The following is a 13,252-nucleotide window of genomic DNA, read 5'->3' on the forward strand; positions in this document are numbered from 1 at the left end:
CCCGGTCGACCTTCCCGTTCGGGGTCAGCGGCAGCGAGCCGAGCATGACCACCGCGGCCGGGACCATGTGCTCGGGCAGCAGCCCCGCCGCGAACCCGCGGACCTCCGCCGGATCGGCGTCGCCGACGGCGTAGGCGAGCAGGCGCCCGTCCCGGACGGTCACCAGCACCGACGCCACGCCGGGGAACCCGGCGAGGACGGACTCGACCTCGCCCGGCTCGATCCGGTAGCCGCGGATCTTCACCTGGTCGTCGGCCCGGCCGGCGAACACCAGCTCGCCGTCGAGGGTCCACCGGCCGAGGTCGCCGGTCCGGTACATCCGGCCCTCGCCGAACGGGCAGGCCACGAACCGCTCCGCCGTCGCGGCGGGGCGCTCCCAGTAGCCGCGCGCCAGGCCCGTCCCGGCGATGTACAGCTCGCCGGTCGTTCCCGGCGGTACCGGCCGCAGGAACTCGTCGAGGACGTACACCCGCGTGTTGTCGAGCGGGCGGCCGATCGGCAGCACGGTGTCGCCGGGCCGCGCGGTGTAGGACGTCGCGCACATCGTGATCTCGGTCGGCCCGTACAACTGCCGCACCGACACCCCCGGGCAGGCCTCCAGCACACGGGCGACGGCGGGGGCGCTGACGGCGTCGCCGCCGGTGAGGACCTCGGTGACGCCGGCGAAGCAGCCGGGGTCCTCTTCGGCGAGGGCGGCGAACAGCCCGGCCGTCGCGTGCACGGCGGTGAGGCCGTGCTCGGAGATCAGGCCGGCGAATCCCGCCGCGTCGATCCGGCCGGGCGGGGCGACGACCACGGTTCCGCCTGACAGCAGCGGGACCCACAACTCCCAGGTGGAGGCATCGAACGCGTGCGGCGCATGGAACAGCACCCGCCCCGTCCCCCGCCACGAACGATCGGCCGCCAGCGCCACCACCCCGCCATGAGTGATCGCCACACCCTTCGGCTCACCCGTCGACCCCGAGGTGTACATCACGTACGCCAGGTCGTCGGGCTGGAGCGGTACCGGTGCCGTCGGCGCGGCCGCCGGGCCGGGGGTCCACTCCTGGTCGATGACCAGGTCGGCCCCGGCCAGGACCTTGGCGATCCGGGCGCCGGGCCATGCCGGGTCCGCCGGGACGTAAGCGGCGCCGGCCTTGAGGATGCCGAGGAAGGTCGCGACCAGGTCGGTGGAGCGGGGCAGCACGACGCCGACCCGTCCGCCCGCGACCGGTCCGAGGGCCGCCGCGATCCGGTCGGAGACCCGATCCAGCTCCGCGTAGGTCAGGGAACCGGTGGCGCCGGTGACCGCAGGAGCGTCCGGCGTCCGCGCCGCCTGCGCGGCGAAGGCGGACACGATCGTGCCGTGGGCGGCCGGGGCGTCGGTGGCGTTCCAGGTCTCCAGGACGCGGGTGCGCTCGCCGGGCTGGAGGAGGTCGAGCTCGCTGACGGAGAGCGGCTCGGTGGCGACCTCGGTGAGCAGCCGGGTCAGCCGGGTCACCAGGAGCTCGGCGGTGCGGCGGTCGAACAGGTCGGCGGCGTAGCCGAGGGTGCCCTCCAGGCCCGCGGGCTCGCCGTGCGGGCCGCGGCGCTCGGCGAGGTTGAACGACAGGTCGAACTTGGCGGCGTTGACGCCGGAGCGGTACGGGCCGGCCGTCAGCCCCGGCAGGTCCCACCCGGTGGCGGCCGGGCTCGTCTGGAGGCCGAACGACACCTGGAACAGGGGGTGCCGGGACAGGGAGCGGTCGGGGCAGAGTTCCTCGACGAGGCGCTCGAAGGGGATGTCCTGGTGGGCGTAGGCGGCCAGGTCGGCCTCGCGGACCCGGCCGACCAGCTCGTCGAACGCCGGGTCGCCGCTCACGTCGGTGCGCAGCACGAGGGTGTTGACGAAGAAGCCGACCAGGTCGTCCAGGACGGGTTCGCCGCGGCCCGCGACGGCCGTGCCGAGCGGGATGTCGGTACCGCCGCTCAGCCGGGACAGCAACAGCGCGACCGCCGCCTGCAGCACCATGAACAAGGTGGCGCGCTCGGTGCGCGCCAGGGTGGCCAGCGAGGCGTGGACGGCGGCGTCGATCCGGATGGGGACGGCCCCGCCGGTGAAGGTCGGCACGGCCGGCCGCGGCCGGTCGAACGGCAGGTCGAGCTCGGCGGGCAGGCCGGCCAGCGCCGACCGCCAGTGCGCCAGCTGGCGGCCGGCCAGGCTGCCGGGGTCGTCCTCGGCGCCGAGCTCGGCGCGCTGCCAGAGCGCGAAGTCGGCGTACTGGACGGGCAGGGGGGCCCAGCCGGGTGCGGCGCCGCGGGCCCGCGCCGCGTAGGCCGCGGACAGGTCCCGGGTCAGCACCCCCATCGACCAGCCGTCGGCCGCGATGTGATGGGCGACCAGCAGCAGCACGTGCTCGGTGGGCGACAGGACGTGCAGCCGGGCGCGCAGCGGCGTCTCGGTGCCCACGTCGAAGGGCCGCGCCGTCTCGGCGGCGAGCAGCCCCGGCAGGTCGGCCTCGGCGGTCTCGGCGACCACGAGCGCGGGGCGGCCCTCCGGCCCGTCCAGCACCCGCGGCGCGGGCACCCCGTCGCGGTCGGGGAAGACGGTCCGCAGGGTCTCGTGCCGGTCGGCGACGTCGCCCAGCGCGGCGGCCAGCGCCGCCCGGTCCAGGTCGCCGGAGAGCCGGAGCGCGAGCGGCATGTTGTAGACGCCGCGGCCGTCCTGGAGCCGGTTGAGGAACCACATCCGGGCCTGCCCGAACGACAGCGGGACCGGGTCGGGGCGGGGGCCGGCGGTCAGCGGGCGGCGGGCGGCGGCGCCGCCGTCGCCGGCGGCCAGCCGGGCGACGGCCGCCGGGGTCGCGGCGGCGAACAGCTGCCGGATCGTCACCTCGGTGTCCAGGACCGCGCGGATCCTGGCGACCAGCCGCATCGCCAGCAGCGAGTCGCCGCCGAGGTCGAAGAAGCCGTCGTCGGCGCCGACCCGGGGCAGCCGCAGCACCTCGGCGAACAGCGAGCAGAGGGCCTCCTCGACCGGGGTGCGCGGCTCCCGGCCGGTGGCGAGGCCGCCGAAGTCGGGGGCGGGCAGCGCGGCCCGGTCGAGCTTGCCGTTGGCGGTGAGGGGCAGCTCCGGCAGCGCGATCACCGCGGCCGGGACCATGTAGTCGGGCAGCCGGTCCGCGACGTGCTCGCGGAGTTCGGCGGCGGGCGCGGTCGCGGGCGTGACGTAGGCGACGAGCTGCTTGCGCCCCGCCCCGTCGGTGCGCGGCAGCACGACCGCGCGCCGCACCTCCGGGTGATCGGCCAGGACGGCCTCGATCTCGCTCGGCTCGATTCGGAAACCGCGCAGCTTCACCTGGGTGTCGGAGCGGCCCAGAAAGGCCAGGGACCCGTCGGCGTCCCGGCGCACCAGATCGCCGGTCCGGTACATGCGCTCGCCCTGGTCGAACGGGCTGGCCACGAACCGCTCGGCTGTCGGGCCGGGCCGTCCGAGGTAACCGCGTGCCAGCCCGGTGCCCGCGATGTACAGCTCGCCCGGCACGCCGGGCGGCACCGGCCGCAGGAACCCGTCGAGCACGTGCAGCCGGGTGTTGGCGAGGGGGCGGCCGATCGGCACCGGATCGGGGACGGTGTCGCCCGCCGTGAACGGCTGATGGGTGGCGAACGCGGTGGTCTCGGTCGGCCCGTAGGTGGTCCGCACGACGAGCCCGGGGTGGGCGTCCAGCAGGGTGCGGACGGCGGCGGCCGAGACGACGTCGCCGCCGGTCGAGGCCTCCAGGACGCCGGTGAACAGGCCCGGGTCCTGCTCGGCGAGGGCGGCGAACAGCCCGGCCGTGGCGTGCACGTTGGTGACGCCGCCGCCGGAGACCACCGCGCGCCGCTCGGGCGTGCCGAGGTCGCCCGCTGGGGCGACCACCACCCGGCCGCCGCGGGTCAGCGGCACCCACAGCTCGTAGGTGGAGGCGTCGAAGGCGTGGTTGGCCTGGAAGAGGACGCTGCGGGTGACCTCGTCGCGCCAGACGGGGTCGGCGCAGAAGTCGACGACGTTGCGGTGGGTGTTCGCGACGCCCTTGGGCGTCCCGGTCGAGCCCGAGGTGTACATGACGTAGGCGAGGGCGTCGGGGGGGACGGGGCGGCCGGTCGCGCGGGGCCCTTCGGCGAACGCGGAGTCGGTCACCTGCACGACGTCCAGGCCGCCCTCGCGGGCCAGCGGATGGCCGGCGCCAGCGGAGTCGGCGAGCAGCACCCGCAGCCCGGCCTCGGCGGCGACGGCCCGCAGCCGCCCGGGCGGGTTGGCCGTGTCCAGCGGGACGTAGGCGGCGCCGGTCTTCAGCACGCCGAGCTGGGCGACGACCAGGGCGGCCGACCGGTCCATCAAGACGCCGACCAGGTCGCCGGGTCCGGTGCCGAGGGCCGTCAGCGCGCCGGCGAGCCGGTCGGAGCGGGCGTCCAGCTCCGCGTAGGTGAGGGTGACCGCGGCGTCGACCGCGACCCGGTCGGGGTGCCGGGCGGCCCGCTCCTGGAAGACGTCGACCAGGGAGCCGCGCGGGGTGGCCGTCGCGGTGGCGTTCCAGCCGTTCAGGGCGGTGTCGTCGCGGAGGATCCCGATGGTGCCGACGCGGGCGTCCGGCGCCGCGACGATCCGGTCCAGGACGGTGGCGAGCATGGGCGCCAGCTCCTCGGCGAGCCCGCCGGTGAACACCCCCGGCCGGTAGGTGACCCGCAGCAGCAGCCCGTCGGGCGCGGGGACGACGGCCAGCGCGAGCGGGTAGTGGGTGGCCTCCTTGCCGCCCGCCGGGACGATCGTCAGGTCCGATCCCGGGCCCGCGGGCCCGGCGGGGTCGAGCGGGTAGCTCTCGTAGGCGACGATGGTGTCGAAGACCGCGCCGGGCCCGGCCAGCCGCTGGATCTCGCTGAGCCCGAGGTACTGGTGGTCCATCAGGGCGGTCTGCCGCGCCTGCAGGTCGTGCAGGAGTTCCGCGACGGTCGCCGACGGGTCGAGCGGCACCCGCACCGGCACGGTGTTGATGAACAGCCCCATCATGTCCTCGACGCCGGGCAGCTCCGGCGGGCGCCCGGCGACCACGGCGCCGAACACCACGTCGTCGCGTCCCGACAGGCGGGCCACCACCAGTGCCCAGGCGGCCTGGACGACGGTGTTGACCGTCAGCCCGTGCTCGCGGGCGAAGGCGCGCAGCGCCGCCGCCGGCCCGGCGGGCACGGTGGCCGTCGCGCGCTCCGCGGCGGCCGGGGCGCGCGCCGGGCCGGGCTCGGCGACCAGGGTCGGCTCCCCGGTCCCGGCGAGTTCGGCCCGCCAGGCCGCGCGGGCCGCGTCCCGGTCCTGCCGGCCCAGCCAGGCCAGGTAGTCGCGGTAGGACGGCACCGGCTTCAGGCCCGAGGCGTCGCCGTCCGCCCGCAGGACCGTGAAGAGCTCGCGCAGGAACATCGGCTGGGACCAGCCGTCGAGCAGCAGGTGGTGGACGGTGAACACCAGCCGGTGCCGGTGCTCGCCGAGCCGCAGCAGCAGGAAGCGCAGCAGCGGCGGCTCGGCCGGGTCGAACCCGGCGGCCAGCTCGGCCGCCGCCTCGCGTTCCGCGGCCGCCGTCGCGGCCGCGCCGTCGAGCGCCGACAGGTCGGCCTCGCGCCAGGGCGCCTCGGCCCGCTTCACGATCACCTGGACGGGCCGGTCGATCCCGCCGATCTGCTGGAACCCGGCCCGCAGGTGCGGATGCCGGTCGACCAGGGCCTGCGCCGAGGCGCGCAGCACCGCCGGGTCCAGCGGCCCGTGGAGGTCCAGGACGCGCTGGCCCGCGTAGGGGTCCGCGGAGTCGTAGAGCGCGTGGAAAAGCAGGCCCTCCTGCAGCGGCGACAGCGGCCACAGATCTTCCACGTCCAGCTGGGTCACCGGGATCTCCTCTTCGTGGTGCCGAGTGCCGCTTGCAGGGCGTCCAGGTCGCTCTGGGCCAGGTCCAGCAGCGGGAAGTCCGAGGGGGTGTGGCCGCCGGGCCCGGCGGCGCGGGCGGCCAGGGCGGTCAGCGCGGCGGTCCAGCCGTCCAGGACCTCGGCGGCGTCGGCCTCGGTCAGCGGGCCGTCGGGCCAGGCCAGCAGCAGGGTCAGGGCGGGGCCGCCGGCCCCGTCGCGGACCATGCCGCCCGCCTCCAGCAGGTGGGTGGCGGGCAGGTCGCCGGTGTCGCCGCCGAGGCCGATCTGCCGCCAGCCCGCCGCGGCGGCGCCGCGGGTGAACCTGCCCATGTAGTTGAAGGCGATCTGGGGGCGGGGCAGTCCGGCGAGTTCGGGGCCCGTGGCGGGGTTGAGGTGGCGCAGCAGCCCGTGGCCGAGGCCGTCGCCCGCGGCGCGCAGCTGCTCCTTGACCCGCTTGACGGCCCGGTCGGCGGCGTCGCCGCCCGACAGCACCCGGGCCGGGTCGCCGGGGTCGAGCCGGACGGGGTGCATGCTGGTGAACCAGCCGACCGTCCGCGACAGCTCCACGTCGTCGGCGAGCGGGACCCGGCCGTGGCCCTCGACGTCGACCAGCACCGGCCCGGTGCGCCCGGTGCGGCGGCCCCGCCATCCGGCGACGGCAGCGGCGAACGCCGTCAGCAGCACGTCGTTGATCCCGGCGTGGAACACGGCCGGGACGCCGGTCAGCAGCTCGCCGGTGAGCGCCGCAGGCAGGGTGTGCGTCAGCCGCCGCAGCCCGGCGGCCCGGTCGGTCGCCGGGTCCAGCGGCCTCCGGCCGAGGGGCGGGTCGTCATGCCCGAGCGTCTCGCGCCAGTGCGGCAGTTCCGCGACGCGCGTGTCGCCGCGCGCCTGCTCGGCGGCCAGCAGCGCCCACCGCCGAAAGGAGGTGCCGACGGGTTCCAGCCGGATCGGCTCCCCCGCCGCGGCGGCCGTGTAGGCGGCCTCCAGGTCGGGCAGCAGGATCCGCCACGACACCCCGTCGACGACGAGGTGGTGGCCGACCAGCAGCAGCCGTCCCGGGCGGCCGGGACCCGCGTCCAGCCACACGGTCTGGAGCATCACCCCGGCCCGCGGGTCGAGCCGGGCCGCGGCGGCCGCGCCCTCGGCGGCGGCGAGGCCGGCCAGGGCCGCGCCGTCCATGCCGTCCGCGGGGATCCGCAGGACGGGCGCGGCCGGGGCCGCCGCCGGGATCTCCAGGGTGAGCGCATCGGGGTCGAGGCGGGCGCGGAGCGCGTCGTGGTGGTCCACCAGCGCCTGGACGGCGGTGTTCAGCCGTGCCTCGTCGAGCCCGGCCGGGACCTCGGCGACCAGCGTCTGGGCGAACCGGCCGAGCCCGCCGGGGCCGGCCCGCCCGGTGAACTCGCGCATGATCGGGGTGAGCGGCGCCGAGCCGGTGCCGGAGTCCTCGGCGCCGCCGGCGCTGAGCGTCGCGACGCGCGCGATCCCCGCCGGGGTGCGCTGCTCGAACACCTGCCGGGGCGTGAACACCACGCCCTCGCGGCGGGCCCGGGCGACCAGCTGCATGGACACGATCGAGTCGCCGCCGAGGTCGAAGAAGCCGTCGTCGGCGCCGACCCGCTCCAGCCGCAGCACCTCGGCGAACAGCCGGCACAGCACGGCCTCCAGGGGCGTCGCGGGTTCCCGCCCGCCGGCGAGGCCGGCGAAGTCGGGGGCGGGCAGTGCGGCCCGGTCGAGCTTGCCGTTGACCGTCAGCGGCAGTTCCGCCAGCACGACGACGGCGGCGGGCACCATGTGCTCGGGCAGCACCCCGGCCGTGTGGGCGCGCACCTGGGCGGGGTCGGGGGCCGCGTCGCCGGCCGGGACGATGTAGGCGACGAGCCGCTGCGGGCCGGGCCCGTCCGCCCGGGCCACCACGACGGCCTGCTCGATCCCGGGCAGTGCGGCCAGGGCGGCCTCGACCTCCCCCGGCTCGATCCGGAACCCCCGGACCTTCACCTGGGTGTCGGTCCTGCCGAGGTACACCAGCTCGCCGTCCTCGGTCCAGCGGGCCAGGTCGCCGGTCCGGTACATCCGGCCCGGCCCGAACGGCGAGGCGGTGAACCGCTCGGCGGTCAGGCCCGGCCGGTTCAGGTAGCCGCGCGCCAGCCCCTCCCCCGCGATGTACAGCTCGCCCGCCGCCCCGGCGGGCACCGGCTGCAGGGCGCCGTCGAGCACGTAGAGCCGGGCGTTGCGCAGCGGGCGGCCGATCGGCACGGCGCCCTCGGCGACCGGGGCGCCCGGCTCGATCCGGTACTCGGTGCAGCCGACGGTCGCCTCGGTCGGCCCGTACTCGTTGACCACCGCCGATCCCGGGTGCGCGGCCCGCCAGCCGGCCAGGGCCTCGCCCGTCAGCTGCTCGCCGCCGACGACCAGGTCGCCGACGGGCGCGCGGAGGCCGTCCAGCAACCGCAGGTGGCTGGGGGTCACCTTGAGCAGCAGCGGCGCCGCGGCGCCGGGGGCCTGGTCGAGCTCGCCGACGATCACCCGGCCGCCCTGGAGCAGCGGGCCGAACAGGGCCGTCACGGTCAGGTCGAACGAGACCGGCGAGTGCAGGAGCGCGCCGGAGCGCACCGAGGGGTAGTGCTCGGCGACGTGCTCCAGGTAGTTGACGACCGCCCGGTGCTCCACGACCACGCCCTTCGGCGTCCCGGTCGACCCGGAGGTGTAGATGACGTAGGCCGGGTCGGCGGCCGACAGCGGCCGGGCCGGGCCGGCGCCGGCCGGGGCGCCGGGGCCGCCGGCGGCGATCTGCTCGGCCGTCGCCGGATCGTCCAGCACGACCCGGGCGGGCCCGCCAGGCAGCACCGGCTCGGTCGCCGAGTCGCACACGACCGCCACGGGCGCCGTCTCGGCCAGCATGAACGCGATCCGCTCCCGTGGATAGGCCGCGTCGACCGGCAGGTAGGCGGCGCCGGACTTCAGCACGGCCAGCAGCGCGACGACCGTCTCGGCCGAGCGCGGCAGGGCCACCGCGACGAACCGGCCGGGGCCGGCGCCGAGCGCGCCGAGCCGGCGCGCCAGCCGGGCGGCGGCGGCGTCCAGTTCCGCGTAGGTGAGTTCGGTGCCCGCGGCCACCAGGGCGGTCGCGCCGGGGCAGCGGGCGGCCCGCTCCTCGAACAGCGCGGGCAGGGTCGCCGCCGGGACCGGCGCGGCGGTGGCGTTCCAGTCGCCGAGGATCCGGGCGCGTTCCGCCGCCGACAGGACCGTCACCGAGCCGAGCGGGCGTTCGGGGTCGGCCGCGATCTGCTCCAGGATCCGGACGAGCCGGCCGGCCAGGACCCGGGCGCCGTCCGGGCCGAACGCGCCGGGCCGGCAGTCCAGGCGCAGCCGGAGCCGTTCGCCGGGGAGCACGGCGAGGCTCAGCGGGTAGTGCACGGCCTCCTCGCTCGACAGCGGCGTCAGGCGCAGCCCGCCGTCTTCGGCCGGGGCCGCCGGGGCCGGTTCGCGCGGATAGTTCTCGTAGGCGAGCAGGGAGTCGAAGACCGCGCCGGGGCCGGCCAGCCGCTGGATCTCCGCGAGCCCGAGCCCGTGGTGGCCGGTCAGCGCGGACTGCCGGGCCTGCAGGGCGGTCAGCATCCGCGCGACCGGCTCGCCGGGCGGCAGCGGCACCCGGACGGGCACCGTGTTGATGAACAGGCCCAGCATCCGCGTCGAGCCGGGCAGTTCGGGCGGGCGCCCGGCGACGACGGCGCCGAACACCACGTCGCGGCGGTGGGCGAGGCCGCCCACGAGCAGCGCCCACGCCCCTTGCAGGACCGTGTTGAGGGTGAGGTCGCGGGAGCGGGCGAAGGCCCGCAGCGCCGCGGCCGTCTCCGCGCCGACGCTCGTCTCGGCATGGTCGGGCGGCACGGCCTCGGCGGGGGCGGGGCCGGGGCCGGCGGCCAGCGTCGGCTCGTCCAGGCCGGCCAGCTCGTCGCGCCAGGCCCGGCGGGACTCCGCGGTGTCCTGGCGGCCGAGCCAGGCCAGGTAGTCGCGGTAGGGCGGGGCCGGCGGGAGCGCGGAGGCGTCGCCGCCCGCGTGGTAGGCGGCGAACAGCTCGCGTTTGAGCATCGGCTGGGACCAGCCGTCCAGCAGCAGGTGGTGGCTGGTGATGACGAGCCGGTGCAGCCGCGGGCCGAGCCGGATCAGCAGGAACCGCAGCAGCGGCGGGACGGCCGGGTCGAAGCGCTCGGCGAGGTCGGCGGCGGCCGCGGCGTCGGCCTCCGCCGGCCCCGCCGCCTCGATCTCCCGCCAGGGCGGTTCGACCGCGCCCGCGACGATCTGGACGGGCCGGTCGCCCAACTGCCGGAACGCCACCCGCAGGTTGGGGTGCCGGTCCAGCAGCGCCCGCGCGGAGGCGCGCAGGGCGGGCACGTCGAGCGGGCCGTCCAGTTCCAGGACCCGCTGGCCCGCGTAGAGGTCCAGGCCGCCCGCGTCGAACGCGGTGTGGAACAGCAGCCCTTCCTGGAGCGGGGTCAGCGGCCACACCTCGGTCAGGTCCGGCACGGCCCGGTGCGCCTCGTCGACCTGCCGCTGGTCCAGGGGCAGCAGCGGGAAGTCCGAGGGGGTGTGCCCGCCCGTGCCCGGTTTGGCGGCGTGCGCGGCGAGGCCGGTCAGGGCCGCGGCCCACCGTTCGGCCAGGCCGGCGGCGGCCTCCTCGGTGAACAGCGCGGACGGCCAGGCGACGGTGAGCGTCAGGGCCGGCCCGTCCGCGCCGTCGCGGACCGAGCCGCCGAACGAGAGGGCGTGCCCGACGGGGGTGTCCGGGCCGGTCTCGCCGCCCATCGCCAGCTGCCGCCAGCCGCCGCCGGCCCCTCCCGGCGCAGGGCCGGTGAAGCGGCCCAGGTAGTTGAAGACGATCTGCGGGGCGGGCAGCGCGGCCAGCGCCGGCGCGGTGGCGGGGTCGCAGCGCAGCAGGCCGTGGCCGAGGCCGTCGCCGGGCACGGCCCGCAGCTGCTCCTTCACCCGTTTCAGGGCGTGGCCCGCGGCGGCGGCCCCGGCCTCGATCTCGGCGAGGTCCAGCGGCCCGGTGTCGATCCGGACGGGGTGCACGCTGGTGAACCAGCCGACGGTCCGCGACAGGTCCAGGCCCGCGCCGAGGGGGTCGCGCCCGTGGCCCTCGACGTCGACCAGGACGGGGCCCGGCCTGCCGCGCGCCCCGGCGACCGCCACGGCGAGGCCGGTCAGGAGCACGTCGTCGATCCGGGCGTGGAACGCCGCGGGAACGGTGGTCAGCAGGGCGGCGGTGGTCGCCGCCGGCAGGGTCAGCGTGCGGTGCCGCAGCGTCGCGGCCGTGTCGCGCGCGGGGTCGAGGGGGCGGCCGCCGAGCGGCTCCTCCGCGATGTCGAGCAGGGCCTGCCATCCGGCCAGCTCGCCGGTGCGGTCCTGGCGGGCCGCGGTCAGCGCCCAGTGCCGGAACGACCCGTCGACCGGGGCCAGGTCCTCGCCCCGGTAGGCGGCCTCCAGGTCGGGCAGCAGGATCCGCCACGACACCCCGTCGACGGCCAGGTGGTGCACGACCAGCAGCAGCCTGCCGTCGGCGGCGGCGCCCCGGTCGAGCCAGACCGCCCGCACGAGGACCCCCGCCTCGGGGTCGAGCCCGGACGCGGCCTGGTGGAGCCGTTCCGCGCACAGCTCGGCCAGGGGCCCGTCGTCCAGGCCGGCCGCGTCGACCCGGGTGACGACGACGTCCGGCGGGTCCGCGGGGACGTCGAGCAGCCAGGTCGCCGGGTCGTCCGGGTCGGGGCGGACGAGCCGGGCCCGCAGCATGGCGTGCCGGTCGAGCAGCGCGTGCAGGGCGCGGGTCAGCCGCCGCCCGTCCAGTCCCGGGGGGACCTGGACGGTCATCGACTGCGACAGCCGGGCGGGCAGGCCAGCGCGGCTGGCGACCCAGCGCATGACGGGGGTCAGCGGGAACCGGCCGGTGGCGGGCTCGGCGGGGCCCGCCGGCTCGCCGGGCGCGGTCGCGACGGCGGCGAGCGCGGCGGGGGTGCGCAGCTCGAAGATCTGGCGCGGGGTGAGGACGAGGCCTTCCTTGCGGGCGCGGGCGACGAGCTGGAGGGAGACGATGGAGTCGCCGCCGAGGTCGAAGAAGCCGGCGTCCGCGCCGACCGAGTCCAGCCGCAGCACCTCGGCGAACAGCCGGCACAGCAGCTCCTCGGCCGGGGTGGCGGCGGCGCGGCCGGCGGCCAGGCCGCCGAAGTCGGGGGCGGGCAGCGCCGCCCGGTCGAGCTTGCCGCTCGGCGTCAGCGGGAACTCCCCGAGGACGACGACGGCGGCGGGCACCATGTGGTCGGGCAGGGCGCGCGCCGCGTACTCGCGCAGCTCCGCGGGCCGGACGTCGCCGGCGGGGAGCACGTAGGCGACGAGCTGCGGCGCCCCGGGCCGGTCGCGGCGGGCGACGACCGCGACGCGGGCGACGCCGGGGTGCCCGGCCAGCACCGCCTCGATCTCGCCGGGTTCGATCCGCAGCCCGCGGATCTTCACCTGGTGGTCGGCCCGGCCCAGGTACTCCAGGTCGCCGGCGGGGGTCCAGCGGGCCAGGTCGCCGGTCCGGTAGAGGCGGCCCTGCGGGGCCGCGACGAAGCGTTCCGCGGTCAGCGCGGCGCGGTTCAGGTAGCCGCGCGCGAGGCCCGTGCCGGTCAGGTAGAGCTCGCCGGCGACGCCCGGCGGGACGGGGTGCAGGAACGCGTCGAGCACGTGCAAGCCGGTGTTCCAGATCGGTTTGCCGATCGGCACCGTGGCGACGGGGCCGTCCGGGCACTCCCAGGAAGTGACGTCGACGGAGGCTTCGGTGGGGCCGTACAGGTTGTGCAGTGGCACGCCGGGCAGGTGCTCGTGGAAGCGGTTCACCAGATCGGCGGGTAACGCCTCGCCACTGCAGATCACCCGACGCAGCCCAGTGCAGTCGGCGGAGGCGGGCTCGGCGGTGAAGGCCTCCAGCATGGACGGGACGAAGTGCACGGTCGTGACGTTCTCGGCGACGATCAGCCCCGCCAGGTAGGCGGGGTCACGGTGCCCGCCGGGCTTGGCCAGCACCAACCGCGCCCCGGTGATGAGCGGCCAGAAGAACTCCCACACCGACACGTCGAACCCCGACGGAGTCTTCTGCAACACCGTGTCACCAGGACCCAGCCCATAGGCGTCCTGCATCCACAACAGCCGGTTCACGATGCCGCGATGCGAGACCACCACGCCCTTCGGCACCCCGGTGGAGCCGGAGGTGTAGATCACGTAGGCGGGGTGCCCGGGCCGGGGCCCGATGGCGGGGCCCGGCGGCGGGGCTTCCGCAGGTCCCCCGGTGAGGTCCAGCAGCGGCGCCTGGACGCCGGGCAGCGCGTCCCTGGTGGCG

Annotated in this window: 2 protein-coding genes (both running past the window's edge); both read right to left on the minus strand. The window is 77.2% G+C overall.

Features of this window, described 5'->3' with window-relative positions:
- A protein-coding gene (locus tag ACRB68_RS05320) for a non-ribosomal peptide synthetase (RefSeq protein WP_328593785.1) crosses the window boundary here: on the minus strand, positions 1–5,866 show its 5' portion. Its footprint begins 1,781 nt before the window's first position; 5,866 of the gene's 7,647 nt are visible here — the first part of the coding sequence; the start codon lies at positions 5,864–5,866; its stop codon lies beyond the left edge, outside the window.
- Positions 5,863–13,252, minus strand: partial view of a non-ribosomal peptide synthetase gene (locus ACRB68_RS05325; protein ID WP_194293190.1) — the 3' portion only. 1,682 nt of this gene lie beyond the right edge of the window; only the last 7,390 of its 9,072 coding nucleotides appear in the window; its start codon lies beyond the right edge, outside the window; its stop codon occupies positions 5,863–5,865. Before ACRB68_RS05325 ends, ACRB68_RS05320 begins: the two co-directional genes overlap by 4 nt.

It is taken from the genome of Actinomadura macrotermitis, assembly GCF_009604375.1.
Lineage (GTDB): Bacteria > Actinomycetota > Actinomycetes > Streptosporangiales > Streptosporangiaceae > Spirillospora > Spirillospora macrotermitis.